Source organism: Micromonospora sp. NPDC048947 (assembly GCF_040649495.1).
In the GTDB taxonomy this organism is placed as follows: Bacteria; Actinomycetota; Actinomycetes; order Mycobacteriales; family Micromonosporaceae; genus Micromonospora; species Micromonospora alfalfae.
Genome location: NZ_JBEZFO010000003.1, coordinates 184,752 through 199,417 on the forward strand (window position 1 = coordinate 184,752; position 14,666 = coordinate 199,417).

The 14,666-nt window shown below is 70.7% G+C and carries 9 protein-coding genes; all 9 read right to left on the minus strand.

Features of this window, described 5'->3' with window-relative positions; genetic code table 11:
* Positions 1-105 precede the first annotated feature (105 nt).
* The 9 genes from AB0B98_RS06310 to AB0B98_RS06350 all read right to left on the minus strand — a co-directional run bounded on the left by AB0B98_RS06310 (position 106) and on the right by AB0B98_RS06350 (position 14,655).
* Positions 106-3,210: a M14 family zinc carboxypeptidase gene (locus tag AB0B98_RS06310; protein ID WP_357361261.1), complete on the minus strand. Its 3,105-nt coding sequence runs from the start codon at positions 3,208-3,210 to the stop codon at positions 106-108.
* Positions 3,211-3,465: 255 nt separating this feature from the next.
* A complete protein-coding gene (locus tag AB0B98_RS06315) occupies positions 3,466-5,349 on the minus strand; it encodes a nucleoside-diphosphate sugar epimerase/dehydratase (RefSeq protein ID WP_238671680.1) in 1,884 nt (627 codons plus the stop codon).
* Positions 5,350-5,454: 105 nt separating this feature from the next.
* Entirely contained in the window at positions 5,455-6,705 is a 1,251-nt protein-coding gene (locus tag AB0B98_RS06320; protein ID WP_357361262.1) for a glycosyltransferase family 4 protein, read from the minus strand.
* On the minus strand, positions 6,702-7,970 hold the full coding sequence (locus AB0B98_RS06325) for a glycosyltransferase family 4 protein (protein ID WP_357361263.1): 1,269 nt from the start codon (positions 7,968-7,970) through the stop codon (positions 6,702-6,704). The genes AB0B98_RS06320 and AB0B98_RS06325 overlap by 4 nt, the downstream gene beginning before the upstream one ends.
* A 17-nt stretch (positions 7,971-7,987) precedes the next feature.
* Positions 7,988-10,861, minus strand: a complete 2,874-nt coding sequence (locus tag AB0B98_RS06330) for an O-antigen ligase family protein (RefSeq protein ID WP_357361264.1) — start codon at positions 10,859-10,861, stop codon at positions 7,988-7,990.
* Positions 10,858-12,081, minus strand: a complete 1,224-nt coding sequence (locus tag AB0B98_RS06335) for a glycosyltransferase family 4 protein (RefSeq protein WP_357361265.1) — start codon at positions 12,079-12,081, stop codon at positions 10,858-10,860. The genes AB0B98_RS06330 and AB0B98_RS06335 overlap by 4 nt, the downstream gene beginning before the upstream one ends.
* Before the next feature lie 74 nt (positions 12,082-12,155).
* The gene (locus AB0B98_RS06340; RefSeq protein WP_357361266.1) at positions 12,156-12,800 is read right to left on the minus strand and encodes an acetyltransferase; all 645 of its coding nucleotides are present in this window, start codon (positions 12,798-12,800) and stop codon (positions 12,156-12,158) included.
* Positions 12,797-13,945, minus strand: coding sequence for an aminotransferase class I/II-fold pyridoxal phosphate-dependent enzyme (locus AB0B98_RS06345; RefSeq protein ID WP_357361267.1), 1,149 nt, complete (start codon positions 13,943-13,945; stop codon positions 12,797-12,799). The genes AB0B98_RS06340 and AB0B98_RS06345 overlap by 4 nt, the downstream gene beginning before the upstream one ends.
* Entirely contained in the window at positions 13,942-14,655 is a 714-nt protein-coding gene (locus tag AB0B98_RS06350) for a sugar transferase (RefSeq protein WP_357361268.1), read from the minus strand. The genes AB0B98_RS06345 and AB0B98_RS06350 overlap by 4 nt, the downstream gene beginning before the upstream one ends.
* Positions 14,656-14,666: the final 11 nt, after the last annotated feature.

Below are 14,666 nucleotides of genomic sequence, written 5' to 3' on the forward strand. Positions count from 1 at the left end.
AACGCGGCGGCGCAGCCGGTGAACCCGACCGCGACGCCACGCTCGAAGCTGCCCGGAGGCGCGCGCCGCAGCGCGTCCGCGGACCGTCGGCGCACCTCGCCGCCGTCAGGGGCGGGGCTGCCCGGTGAGGTGGGTCAACGAGCGGGCGACGAGGTCGTCGCGGGCCGCCGGGGGCAGACCCTCCAACCCGAAGCCCAGGTACACCGTGTCCCCGGTGACCACCACCGAGCCCTCCTCGAACGCCTGCTGGCTGCGCGACCAGTCGTTGGCGTTGCCGGCGGAGCCGGGCGGTGGGCCGGCCACCGTCCAGCCACCCAGGTCGGCCGACTCGAACGAGGTCTCCGCCACGGTGGACCCGTCGACAAGCACCCGGGCGTCGTCCACGAAGACGCCGAGACCCTGGGTGCCCCAGTCCGAGGCGTACGTGATCGACACCTCGACCTGCTTACCGGCGTAGCCCGACAGGTCGGCCACGAACTCCTTCCAGCCTCCCGATGACCCGCTCGCCGCGTTCCAGCTGCCGGTGCTCCCGGTGGGGGAGCAGTCAGCGCCCTGGTAGTGCGCGAGGAACGGGTGCAACTGCGACCAACCCTCGACGCAGCTGTCCCCGGTGACAGTGCTGGTCTTGCCGTTGGCGTCCGGCAGGGTCGTCCAGTCGTCGCTACCCACCTCGTGCGCCTCGACGAACATGAAGTCCCAGTCCTGCTCGATCTCGTAGGAGGTGAAGAAGCGCAACTCCGCGCTGCTCGCCCCGGTGAGATCCACAGTGCGCGTGAGCCGCTTGTACGACTCGTCGGTCTGCCCGCTGTACAGGTACCACTCACCCGTACGCGGATCGAACGGCGCGCCGCCCGGTCGGGTCCAGCCCACCGGCGCGGAACTGGCGAACTGCGGGAACTCGTCCGGCGGCAGGAAACTCGACGTGGTCAGGAACGAGGCGGTGTGCGCCTGGTTCTCCGCCGAGCCGGCGGCGTTGAGCTGCCCGTCGAAGCCGGTGAACGCCGCGTCGGTCCCGGCGACCGGGTACGGCTCCCCGTCCGGGCTGGTTCCGCCGTCGCTGACGTAGGTGTGCGCGCCCAGCCAGTACTGCTGGAAGTCGTTCAACAGCGGCAGACAGCTGGCGGCCTCGGCGTCGGCGCACTCCGGTGGCGCGTCCGGGTGATAGACGTACGACCCGTTGGCGCCCTGCGCGAACAACGCGTACTGGCCGCTGACGAGCAGTTTGCCGCCCTCGTTCAGGTAGTCCCGGACGGCCAGCTCGGTTTCCAGTGCCGCCCTGGCCGTCGTGCCGGCCACCTGACCGGGGGAGCGCAGGATCACGTCGTCGCCGGTCTCCCAGACCACCGCCTTGTAGTGCGACAGCACGCCGAGCGGGTGCGGCGCCTTGCGGCCCATCGCGTCGAAGTCGTACACGTCGCTGCTGCGCCCGGCGGCGCCCAGCGACGCCGCGACCTCGTCGGCGTACTTCGCGGTGGTGCCGGTCTGCGCGGGGCTGAGGCCGGTGACGTCCTCCACCGCGAGGACCAGCACGTCACCGCCGATGTCGTTGTGCACCCGATAGGTGAAGTGTTCGCTGGCCACCACCCCGGCACGCGGTTTGTTCCCGGTGAACCAGACCTCCACCCGGTCGCCCGGCTTCGCCCCGCTGACAGTGCCCCGTAGCTCGGCGTAGTAGTCGTCGTGGGTGTCGCCGTACCGCTCGCCACCGCGCCACTCGCGGACCGCTACCGTCTTCGGCCGCGCACCGTTGACCGTGTAGTGCATCCGCACGTTCTTCAGCGCCCGACGGGTGATCGAGGCGACCTGCTGGGTGCGCCCGTACGAGGTGTCGAAGGCGTCGACAACGAAGTCCGGGGTGCTCCGACCGACCACCGAGACCGGGTCGTCCGGGTCCGCAGCCGACCGGGCCACGGCCAACGCGAACGGCAGGTTCTTGCTCACCTCGCCAGCGATCAGCGCCTCGTCGTCGGGGAAGATGAAGCCGCTGACGCAGTCCTCGGGGCGCCACTGGTCGTCCGGGTCGACGGCCGAGGCGGCCTCGCAGGTGGACATCTCCGGGGTGAAGCCCAGCGTGCCGTACCTGACGGTGGCGTGACTGTCGGTGTCACCGTTTGTGGTGTACAGCTCCGCGGAGATGTCCGGGTCGTAGCCGGGCACCGCGGGGTGCGCGTCGTCCCCGACCATCGCCTTGTAGATCTCGTCGTCCGGGCTGGGGGTGCTCACCTGCCAGCCGATGCCGTAGAGCAGCAGTTCGGCCGCCGAGTGGTAGTTGACGAAGAACTCGAACCCGACCCGCTTGAAGAGCCGGTCCAGCGCCTTGGTCTCCGGCTCGGAGTTGGGGCCCGGGCCCCGGTAGGTCTCGCTGTTCGGCTCCGGCGACGAGCCCTCGTTGTCGTACCCCCACTTGTAGCTGAAGTTGCGGTTGAGGTCGACGCCGTCGCCGGAGCCGACCTGCCCGTCGCCGTTGTTGTCCCGCAGGTTCTTGCGCCACAGACGGTTGCCGGGGGTGAACGTGAAGTCGTAGCCGTCCGGGTTGGCGACCGGCAGGAACCACAGCTCGGTCGTGTCCAGCAGTCGGGTGATCTCCCGGTCGGTGCCGTAGCTGTCCAGCACGTGATGCATCAGCCGGCGGGTCATCTCCGGTGTGATCCACTCGCGGGCGTGCTGGGCGCCGGCGTAGAGCACCGCCGGTCGCCGGCCGTCAGCGACGGTCCGCGCGTTCTTGGTGACCTTCACGGCGACGATCGGTTGCCCCTGCTGGCTGCGACCGATCGTCTCCACCTTGGTCAGCTTGGGATACCGGGCCGCTGTGGCGTTCAACTCGTCTCGCAGGCCGCCCGGCTCACCGTAGGGCCGGAAACTCGTCCAGCCGGCGGCGGCCTGCTCCCGCAGCGCCTGCGACGCGTCCCTGCCTCGCACCTTCTTCACCGACAGCGGTACGCCCTTGTCGGTCAACCGCTTCGCCTGCCGTCTGCTGAGGACCGTCTCGACAGTGGTACGGCCGGACGCGTCCGCCTTCGCGTCGTGTCCGAGGTCGACCCCCGCCGCGCGCAGTTGCTCCCGCTGTTTCGCGTCGACAGTGCCGACGTACACCTCCAGGCCGTCGCGGACGCCCGGGTCGGACGGCGGCCGCGCGCTGGCCGGTGGGGTCAGTGCCAGTGCGCCGAGCAGGGTGACCACGCCGGCGATCGCCAGTCGTCTCGGTCTCATCGCGCCTCCTTGGGTGAAGGACCTGTAGGCGCGAGCCTTCGGTGTGCCGCTATCGATGTCAATCAGTCGATGGGAGCTTCGTTGCTGACCGTGTCGACTTTGGTGCCGGGTGTGACGCTCAACGCGAGGCGGACCCGCGTCGCGGGCGGTCGCTCGTCGGACCACCTCGCGGTGATCGAGTCGGCTCGGCAGGCCGTGCCCCGCAGGCGCGTCGAGGATCCATCCCCGGACGCCACCTGCGGGGTCGGCGTCGACTCAGCTCGCGCTGGGTGCCGGAGCTGTCGACTTGACGGCCTGCTGCGCGACGATGCCGGTCGACTGGCCGCACAGCCACGCCAGGCGGTCGATGATCTTCTCTGGGTCTTCGAACGGGTCCAGTGTGGTGATCTCGATGGGGTCGAGTGGGGGCACCGCCACGTGCGAGATGAGCGGGTGCAGCGGGCGGAGGTCCCGCTCGCCAGCGCCGATCAGAGCCTCGTGGAGTTTCTCGCCCGGCCGGAGCCCGGTGTAGACGATCTGGACCGGCCCGGGCGCCTGGCTCGCCAACTGGCGAGCGATGTCGTCGATCCGTACCGGCTCACCCATGTCGAGGACGAGCGCCTCGCCGTCGCGGCCGATGCCGGCGGCCTGCAGCACCAGGTGCACCGCCTCCTGCACTGTCATCAGGTAGCGCGTCACGTCGGGGTGAGTGACGGTGATCGGCAGTCCCGCCTCGATCTGGGCCCGGAACGCCGTGACCACCGACCCTCGGCTGGACAGGACGTTGCCGAAGCGGACGCTGAGGAACGTGCCGCCGTGCGTCGCGGCGGCGTTCGCTGTCAACCGCTCCGTGATCCGCTTGGAGTAGCCGAGAACACTGACCGGGTCAGCTGCCTTGTCGGTCGAGATGTTGACGAACCTCGCCACGTCGCGGCACGCGTTGAGCACCGTCTGCGTGCCGAACACGTTCGTCTTCACCGCCTCGCCCGGGTGGCGTTGCAGCAGTGTCAGGTGTTTCAGGGCCGCCGCGTGGAACACGATGTCGGGCCGGCGTTCCGCCATCACCCGCCGGATCCGTTCCTCGTCGCGCAGATCGGCGAGAATCAGCTCGGGGCTGTCCAACATCGCGCGACCCGACATCGACAGTTGCAAGGCGTGCAGGGCCGACTCGTCGCGGTCGAGCATCATCAGCTCGCCCGGATCGGCCCGCATGATCTGGCGGCACAGCTCGGAGCCGATCGACCCACCGGCGCCGGTCACCAGGATCCGGCGTCCGCGCAGCTGGGACTCCGCATCCCGGAGGTCGCCGATCACCTGTCGTCGTCCGAGCAGGTCCGCCATGTCCGGGTCGCGAACGTCGCTCACCGTGATCCGATGGTCGACCAGTTCCCGTACCGAAGGAAGGATCTTGAACGTCGCTCCGGTCTTCAGTGTGCTCTCGCGGACCTCGTTGATCAGTTCGGAGTCGGCGTTGGCGGCGGAGAAGATCACCATTTTCGCGCCGGTACGCCGCACGACAGTGTCGATGTCAGAGCGAGAGCCGAGCACGCGCACGCCCGCCAGCGACAGGTGGCGTTTCTGCGGGTCGTCATCGAGCATCCCGACCGGCAGGAACTGCCCTGCCGGATCACTCAGCATGGCTCGCAGGAGCCCCTGACCGGCCGAGCCCGCGCCGAAGAGCAGGACCGGTTCCGCTCGGCCGGCGTCCGGGCGCAACGTCCGGTCGCTGCGGCTGCGGTACGCCAGACGGGTGCCGAGCATGACGGTCAGCGCGATCGCCGCGCCGACGAGTGGCGTGCTCGCGGGCACCGGTCGGGACGTCATGGGCACGAGAGCGATCAGCAGGAGCACGCCGGTGGTCAGGGCCGTGTTGGCGAGCCCCTGCATCTCCTCGACGCTGCCCAGGGGGTGCCGGCCGGACAGGTTGCGGCGAACGGCGGACACTGCGACGTGCGCGGCCGCGGCGACCACGCCCATGCCGATCGCGCGGGCCAGGGCGGGGCCGGTGAGCGAGAACTCGAAGCGCACCCACGCGGCGACGGCGAAACCCGCGATCCAGGCGAGGGCGTCCGCTGCGAGGAGGCCGCCGGCCAGTCGGACGTGGCGATGCGACCGACCGAGGCGTGTGGACTCGCTGGGGCTTGTCCCCAAAAGTGGCATGTGGAAACTCCTGCTGCGATAGCGGCCCATCCCGGGGAAAACCACCAAGATGGTCTTATTAACGTCCTACCAAAACTAATCACTTTATGACTGGTTTTTGGTCATTCACGAAGTTTGTCCCGCTATTGACCTGGCCGGCTGTCGTGGCACCACCGCCCCCCGCAGCACGTCCTCGAACCGTTCGAAGAGCAGGTCGCGGTCGAACTCGTTGGCCGCGACCACCCGCGCCGCGGTCCGCGCCGCGGCGGTCCTGGCCGGATCGGTGACGAACGCGCCAGCGAGCGTCGCCGCGGCGGCGGGATCTCCCGCGGGCAGCACGATTCCGGCCCCGCTGCGGCGCAGGATGTCGGCGATCCACCCCTCGTGGTTGACCGCTACCGGCCGACCGGCCGCCCACCCGTCGAAGACCTTGTTGGCCGAGTTGGCGTGCAACGCGGGCTCGTCGCGCACCGTCGACACGGCGAGATCGCAAGCACCGAAGAACGCCACCACCTCGGCCTTCGGCACCTGGTCGACCATGAACAGGTTTCGGTCCAGGACGTCGGACGCGGCTGCCTGTGCGCGCACCTGTGCCGCCTCCGCGCCCTGCCCGACGAGAGCGATCCGCACGTCGGGGTGGTCACGACGCAGCGTCGCGGCCATCCGCACCAGATAACCCACGTCGTTGACGAACCCGAGCGTCCCCGCGTACAGGATCAGCGGACGGTCGCCCAACCACGGCGTGCGATCCCGTAGCGCCCGGCCGGCAGCGTCCGCGTCGGCGAACAACTGACGGTCGCAGCCGTTGGGAATGACTGTCACCGCAGCCCCGGGGTGCCGCGCCCGAACGCCCGCCGCCATCCCCGGCGACAGCGCCAGGATGTGAGCGGCATTGCGGTAGGCCCATCCCTCCAGGCCGGTTGCCGCACGCCGCGTCAGCGGCGACCGCAACGCGCCCAGCGCGATCGGCACCTCCGGCCAGAGATCGCGTACCTCCAGCACCATCGGCGTCCGGCGGCGGCGGGCGGAGTAGACAGCGGGCAACGCGATGGTCAGCGGCGTGCTGGTGGCGAAGACGACGTCCTGCTCCAGCGACGCCGCGCGCGGAGCCGCCAACCGGGCGAACTTCCCGAAAGCCGAGATGCGTTCCCGGATGGACATCGCGTTGCGATAGGGGACGGCCGCCCAGTGCACCACCACGCCCGCCTCGACAGTGGTCCGCCAGGTCTGCCTGGCGTCCGACGAGGACTCGGTGTCGCTGGTCACCACGTGCACGTCGTGGCCGTTGCGGACCAGACGCCTGGCGAACTCGTAGGACCGGGTGCCCCCGGACATGGCCGGTGTGCGGAAGTACTGGTGCAGGTAGACGATCCTCACCGGGCAGCCCCGTCCCGACGTCGTTCAGCTCGGTCGGCGCTCAGCCGCCGGTAGCACTCCTGCACCACGGAGACCTGGCGTGACCAGGACTCCGACGTCTCGATGAAGCGCCGGTTGCGCTCTTGCAGAGTCGGCTCCAGCGGGCGGGCGGCCATGAGCTGTTCCGCCAGCGCGGTCTCCAACGGCCCGCTGAGGATGTCGGCCGCCATGCCGTCCTCGACCATCTCGCGATACGGCGGCAGATCCGCGAGCAGAAGCCGGCAACCGGCGAGCGCCGCCTCCAGCACGGTGCAGCTGCGCTGGTCGAAGCGAGGAACCGAGATGCTCACCTCACTTGCCCGCATCAGCCGGAAGGTGTCCTCAGGTGTCAATGACCGGTCCACTACCGTGACCCGTCCGGGTAGGCTCGCGGCGAGTTCGTGGGCTTCCGCGACGCACCGCCGCTGCGCCTGAGCTGCCGCTGCCTCGGCCGGACGGTGCCCGGCCAGGACGACGAGGTGAAGGTCGGGACGAGCGGCGGCCACCCGGGCGAACGCCCGCAGGACCTCGGGCGTGCGGTAGACGGGACCGGCCGTCCGGGCGGCGAACAGCACTGTCGCGTCGGCCGGGATGCCGAATTCGGCCCGCACCGACGCTGGCGTCACGGTGTCCCGGAGCGCGAACAGCTTGTCGTCCACGCCCCACGACACGGTGCGGGTGCTCTCCGCCGGTATCCGGTAGCGCTCGATGATCTCCGTACGGACCGACTCCGCGGTGGGGAGGACGAGGTCGGAGCGGCGCAGGGCGGCCCGGGCGACCCATCTGCGGACCCTGGACCGGCGCGCTGACTGCAGGTCGACCCCCCAGGGCGTGACCACCCGGGCGGGTCGACGCGGGGCCAGCAGCGAGAGCAGACCCGCCATCCCTACCGAGTGCACGTGCAGCACGTCGGGGCGAGCCTCGCGAGTCTGCCGGCGCAGCCACCAGCCGGCGGCGGCGAGCTGCCACACCGCCCCCCACCGCCCGTTGCGGGTCCGGCCGGTCCCGGGCGCCACGCGCAGTTCGACGCCGTCGATCGGCTCCGCGTCGATCCAACTGACGGCGATGACCGGATGACCACGTTCCGCCAGTGCGACAGCCCACTTGCGGGCGTGCAGCGAACTCGCGCCGCAGAGCAACATCACTGACGGAAGTACGGGCGTGGGGGCCGAGCCCGGGACGGCCCGCTGCCGACGCGGCTGGTCGTGGCTCTCGACCCTCGGTGTGTCGGGACGCGTCGCTGTCACCTTCGTCTCCTTCATGATCACGTCAGGACCTTGTCGGCGGTGGACCGTCCGCGGCGTGCGCCGTAGCCGCTCTGGCCGGGCGTCCAGGCCGGTCTGGTCCGCACCGAGTGCTTCGCCCCGGCGGGACGCCTGTCGGTCACGCGTTTCGGCTCGGCCTGCGAACGGGCAGTGGCGACGGCAAGGAGGAGCACGAACGGGATGAGTACCGGGAGGGTGAGCAGCGGCTCTCCGAAGAGGCTGCACCCACCGACCGCGGCCATGCCGAGCACTGCCGCCTCGGCGCTCTGGTCGCCGTCGCGCAGGCGTCGACGGGTCTGGCGGATCACGATGAACAGGAGCCCGCCCACCAGGAGGACGCCGACCAGCCCGGTCTGGGCCAGCACCGTGAGGTAGGTGTTGTGCGCGTGGTTGAGGCTGTCGAGCTGGACGTCGACGGCGGCCACTGTGACCTCGGGCTGGAAGTACTCCGGCAGGTGGGTCCGGAAGTTCTGGAAACCCACGCCGGCGAGAGGATGGTCGGCGGCCATCCGCAGGGCACTGAGCCACAGGTCCAGGCGTACGCTGCTGGAGCTGTCCAGTCGTCCGTCCACTGTGGTGTACGCGATCCGCTCGGCCACCTGATCCGGCACCAGTTGCACCCCGGTCAGGCCGACGGTGAGGACGACGACGATGCCGGTGAGGGCCAGGGCCACCGTGCGCCGTCGCTGGATCACGAAGCAGAGCAGGAGCAGCGCTCCGCCGATGTACGTCGAGCGGCTGTACGACAGCACTACGCTGACGACCACGGCGGCGATCCCCGCGACTGTCAACACGCGGGCTGTGCCCGACACGCCCGGTCGCAGCCTGGCCAGCAGCACGGCGAGCGCCAGCAGCAACATCGGCCCCCACGCGTTGTGGTTCAGGCTGCTGAGGGATTCGGCGAGGGCCGGGTTCTCCTCGGCAAGCACCGGTGTTCCGATCAGGGCGAGCGCGGCGTGGAACAGGCCGACGCCGGTCGCCGCGACCGCGAACACGAGGAGGACGGACCGTGAGCGGGCTCGGGCGGTGTCGATCAGCGGTATGCAGGCCAGGGGTATCGCGATCGCGGCCACCGACCGGAACGCCTGGTTGGGTTGGCCGCCGACCGTCACACCGAGAGCGAGGACGCAGGTCAGGCCGGCCACGATGAGGACGGCGGGGGTGCTGCGGCGGGTGGTGCGGCCGCGGAGCAACGTGCCGACCAGAGTGCAGAGGATCAGCGCCAGCAACGGCGTGGTGCTGCTCGCCGCCGGGGCGATGGGCAACTGCGATGCGGGCACCGCCAGCGCGATGCAGTAGAGGCCGAAGCCGGGCACTGTGATGACGAGCACCACCACTGCGAGAGCGGCCAGCCGGAGCAGGAGCGACGTGTCCTGCACCGCCACCACACCGGCGGCCACCCCGGCGACGAGCACGCCGGCCGCTCGTCCCCACGCCGGCAGCAGGGAATCGCGGTCCCGTGTCGTTGGCCTCGCGTGCCGGCCGCCGCGTTCAGTCGTCATTCTGGTCGGACCGTTTCTCCGGCCCTGCACGGGCCGGTGATCGAGGAAGGCCCAGCCGACGACCAGGCCGTAGAGGACATATCCGGCCGACACGGCGAAGCCCGCGCCGAGCGTGCCGAAGCGTGGGATCAGGACGACCATGGCGAGCAGCCCGCCGATGGCGGCGCTCACGGCCGCCAGGGTTGGCGGGCCCGGACGGTCGACGGCCGTCAGGTAGCTCTGCGCGGTGCGGGCGACCGCGAGCACGATGAGGCCGGGCAGCATCGCCCAGAGCACCGGTACGGCCTCGGCGAACTGCCTGCCGAACAGCAGCGGGAAGGCCAGCGGCGCGACCGCGGCCAGCAGCCCCGCCCCGACGGCGGTGATGAGCAGTGTCTGCACCGACATCCGACGGACCGTGTGCCAGTCGGCGCCGCCGTGCGCGACTGCCGGCACCAGGATGAGGCTGAGCGCCACAGGGAGCACCAGGAGCATCTCGGCGAACGGCACCGCCACCGAGTAGACGCCGACGGCGCCCGCACCGGCCACCAGATGGATGGCGGGGACCTGGCTGCGCACCATCGCGAACTGGGCCAGGTTGGGTGCGTACACCCGGCGGGCGAACGCCCGGTACGCGGCAGCGTCCTGGGGTGTGCCGGGGTGGCGGCTCAACGGCAGAGCGCGGACGAGCAGCACCGCCGCGGCGCACACCTGGCCCACGAGGTACGCGCCGATGACGGTGTCGGTGTCCGCGCGGTCGGTCACCGCCAGGGCGACGAGCAGCAGGCCGTAGACGAGCAGCCCTCCGATGACTGTCCAGTTGTAGACCGAGGCGCGACTGCGGCCGATCTCGGCAGTGCCGAGCAGGGAGGAGAGCAGCACCACGGGGCCGAGGCTGAGCGCGAGGGCGAAGGTGACCGGGTCGAGCCCGATCCGAACGGCTGGCCCGACCACCAGCGCCAGCGCCCCCCAGGCGGCTGCCACGCCGACTCCCACCGTTGCGACGTGGCGCAGACTCCACCACACGGTTCGCCGGTGGGCGGCGACCGAAGCGCCCGCGTAGCGGAGGTTGGCCGTCTCCATTCCCACTGTGAGGAGCGCTCCGAAGATCGCCGCACAGGCGAGCACGACCGCCACCACGCCGCGGTCGTGCGGGCCGAGGACCCGGGCTGCCAACACCCCGGTCGCCAGGCTGATGGCCAGGAGCACGACCCTGGTTCCGACGGACCCGGCGGCAGCGGCCGACACACTCTGCTCCGAGACCCGCGCCGAAGCGCCCGGACCGGTGGTGGGTCGGCCGCTTTCGGCGACGTCCCGACCGCTTGTCACCGCCGGCCCGGCATCCGTACCGGGATTGGCGCTCGGACCGAGGGGCGGCGTCGCGGCCGTCATCGGGCCACCTCGGACAGGCGTCCGGCCCGCGGCAGTGGACGACCGTCGAGCGCCGCCCGGTAGATCGCCTCGACGTCGGCGACCGTCCGCTGAATGTCGAACAGGTCCAGGCAGCGGCTGCGCCCGAGCCGAGCCATGGCAGCCCGCCGCTGAGGGTCCTCCAACAGGTCGGCGACGGCGTCGGCCAGCGCGTCCGGGTCCGCCGGAGGCACCAACAGGCCGCTCTCGCCATGTTGCACGGTGTCCGGCAACCCGCCGACGTCGCTGGCCACCACGCCGCGCTCCATCAGCAGCGCCTCGATGGTGGCGTACGACGCGGACTCCTCGAGCGACGGTGTGACCGCCACGTCGAGACCGGCCAGAACGCCCTGCACGTCGCTCCGGCGACCGGTGAAGTGCACGCGCTCGGCCACGCCCAGTCGGACGGCGCGTTCCTCCAGCTCACGTCGGTAGCCCACGTCACCGGTGAACTCGTCGCCGACGACGAAGAGGTGGGCCGCCGGCACCCGGGCCAGCAGGCGCGGGGCCGCGTCGAGGAAGACCTCGTGGCCCTTGAAACCGATGTCCTGGAACGCCTGGAGTCGGCTGCGGTACATGTGGGCGAGCATTCCGACGGTGGGGGTGCCGGCGGCCAGCCCGAACTCCGCCCGGAAGGGTTCCCCGCTCGCGGTCGGGTCGAGCCGGTGCACGTCACACCCGTAGTGACTGACAGTCACCGCCCGCGCGCCCAAGCGCCGGTACTGTTCGGCGAACGCGTGGCACGACCCGATCAGGACGTCCACCCGGCGCACTGTCGCGCTGTCGATTCTGTTGAACAGTGGGCTGCGCAGGTGGACGACGCCGGCGATCTGGTTGACAAGCAGCGGTCGGCGGGCGGCCAGACTGGCCAACCGGCAGACGATGTTGGCCTTCACCAGATGGCCGTGCACCACGTCGGGGTCGAAGCGCCGGACCAGGCGGACGAGACGCAGTTGCGCCGCTGCGACCCGGGGGAGCTGCCGCGGGCGCCAACCCGACATCGACACGATCTCGGTGCGGACCCCGGCCGTCCGGAGGCGGTCGGTGAGCGGACCCTCGCCCGGTACGACAGCGCAGACGTCGTGCCCCAGCCGCGCCAACCCGGTCACCTGGTCGTAGAACCAGTCACCGCCGACGGCCGTGCTTGTCACCTGGAGAACGCGCAGTAGCCGGTTGCCGGCACTGCGGCGGTTTGTGCTCACGTCCTGCTCCTCGTGCCGGACCACATGGGCGCGCGGCGTCGGTGTCGATCCCGTCTGGTCTCGGTCAGTGCTGGTCAGCGCGCCGGTACGCCCTTGACCACGGCATCGGCGGGAACGTCTCTGGTCACGCAGGCGCCCGCGCCGACTGTGGCGTCGCTACCGACGCGCAGCCCCTGGAGCACTGCCGCGGTGGTGCCGATCAGCACTGCCTCGCCGAGCTGGCAGTCGCCCGAGACGGCAGCGAGTGGGTTCACCGAGACGAAGTCGGCGAGAGCGGTGTCGTGGCCGACCGTCACGTTCTGGTTGAGGTGCACGTGCCGGCCGATTGTCACGTTCGTGGTGACCCGTGCCCCGGCGAACGCTACGAACCCGGGGCCGTGTTCCGTGTCCGGCCCGATCGTCGCGGCCGGGTGGATGAGGCTGGTCGCCGGAGTCGCGTAGGCGTCGACGCGCTGGGCCACGGCCCGTCGGATCCGAGGGTCCCCGATGCCGATGACGTGATGGGTGTCGGCAGGGGCGTCGCGCAGCCACGGCAGCCCGCCGAGGTACGGCACGTCCAGTTTCTGCACCCGTTTGAGGTTTTCCTCGCTGGGGCGGTCGTCGACGAAGCCGACCAGGTGCCATTGGGGTCGGCCTGCGGCGGCGTTCATCGCTCGGGCGATGCCCAGCGCTTCGCGGCCGTGCCCACCGCAGCCGACGATCACCAGTGGAATCGTCATGCCGCCCGTACCCCGCTGTGGCTGGTCAGGAACTCGTCGATCGCCTCGAAGACCCGCCCGACCTGTCGCTCGGTCAGGGCGCTGCCGCTGGGCAGGGCGAGCCCGTTGGTGAAGAGTCGGTCCGAGGCCCCGGTGAGCAGACTTTCGGCGCCGGCGAAGACGGGTTGGCGGTGCATCGGATTCCAGACGGGCCGCGTCTCGATGCTGCCGGTGGCGAGGTGGGCTGCCAGGTCGGCGGCCCGCCAGCCACAGTGCTCCTCGTCCACCGTGATGACGGTGAGCCAGCAGTTCGAGTCGACGTCGTCGACGCCGACCAGCTCGACGCCGGGCACCGGTGCGAACACCTTGGCGTACTGGTCACGCAACTGGCGTCGGCGGGCGATCATCCCGTCCAGCCGGACCAACTGCGCCCGGCCGAGCGCGGCCAGGAGGTTGCTCAGTCGGTAGTTGTAGCCGGTCTCGCGGTGCTCGTAGTGCGGCGTCGGTTCCCGCGCCTGTGTGGCGAGGTGGCGGGACTTGGCGAGCAGTGCCGCGTCGTCGGAGACGAGCATCCCACCGCCGGAGGTGGTCATGATCTTGTTGCCGTTGAAGGAGAGCGCCGCGACCTGCCCGAAGGACCCGGCCGAGCGGCCTCGATGGTGCGAGCCGAGCGCCTCGGCGGCGTCCTCGACCACCGGGATACCGGCCTCGGCGCAGAGCGGGACGAGTCGGGTGTAGTCGGCGCAGCTGCCGAACATGTCGACAGGCACGACAGCGCCGACCCGCTCACCGCGGGAACGCAGCCGTCGCACCAGGTCGTCGACAAGGCCCACGTCCACGTTGCCGGTGCGGGGATCACAGTCGACGAAGACCGGACGGGCTCCGATGTAGCGGACCGCGTTGGCGGTGGCGATGAAGGTCAGGGTAGGCACTATGACCACGTCGCCGGGCCCGACGCCGACGCCGAGCAGCGCCAGGTGCAGGGCGGCCGTCCCGGAGTTGACGGCGACGGCCCCTCCGGTGCCCACCCGCTCGGCGACATCGTGTTCGAACGCCTGGAGATCGGGGCCGACGGGGGCAACCCACCCCGAGCGGAGGGCTGCGACCAGGTACGACTCCTCCAGCGGCCCGATGTCCGGCGGGGACAGGTACACCGTGTCACTCATCGGGCACCACCCGAGCCTGTGGTCGCGGTGTTCGAATTGCTGCGTGGGGGCGGCGACCAGTGCGGCGTACCCGTGAACTCGGGAGCCGTGACGAACCCTGCCGCGGAGATCCCCTCGCGACGCAGCACGGTCCGCACGGTCGCGGCGAGAATCGACAGATCGGTTCTCATGTTGTGGCTGTCCACGTACCGCACGTCGAAGTCCAGCTTCTCTTCCCAGCTGAGGCTGTTGCGTCCCCGCACCTGGGCCAGCCCGGTGATGCCGGGCCGCACCTCGTGCCGTCGGGCCTGGTGGGGTGAGTAGCGACCGAGGTATTCGGGCAGCAGTGGCCGTGGACCGACCAGGCTCATGTCGCCACGCAGCACGTTCCAGAGCGTGGGCAGTTCGTCAAGGCTGCTGGCGCGCAGCCAGCGTCCGAGCGGAGTGAGTCGGTCCCCGTCGCCGAGCAGGCCGAGGCTCAGGTTGGGTGGCCGCATGGTGCGGAACTTGACCATCTCGAAGGGCTGGCCGTGCAGGCCGGCGCGGCACTGGCGGAACAGCACCGGGCGACCGAGGCCCACCGCTACCAGCACCGTCACCACGATCAACGCCGGTGACGCCAGGATGAGAAGGACCGCCGCCACGACGATGTCGATGATTCGTTTTCCCCGCTCCGGGCTGGTCCGGGGCAGCGACAGGTCGTCGTCGACGAGACCACCAGGCACCGGCACGTTGTGACCTC

Excerpts from the sequence above, each read along its gene's own strand:
- AB0B98_RS06310 (WP_357361261.1), bottom strand. The coding sequence starts at position 3,210 with ATGAGACCGAGACGACTGGCGATCGCCGGCGTGGTCACCCTGCTCGGC.
- AB0B98_RS06315 (WP_238671680.1), bottom strand. The coding sequence starts at position 5,349 with ATGCCACTTTTGGGGACAAGCCCCAGCGAGTCCACACGCCTCGGTCGG.
- AB0B98_RS06330 (WP_357361264.1), bottom strand. The coding sequence starts at position 10,861 with ATGACGGCCGCGACGCCGCCCCTCGGTCCGAGCGCCAATCCCGGTACG.
- AB0B98_RS06340 (WP_357361266.1), bottom strand. The coding sequence starts at position 12,800 with ATGACGATTCCACTGGTGATCGTCGGCTGCGGTGGGCACGGCCGCGAA.
- AB0B98_RS06345 (WP_357361267.1), bottom strand. The coding sequence starts at position 13,945 with ATGAGTGACACGGTGTACCTGTCCCCGCCGGACATCGGGCCGCTGGAG.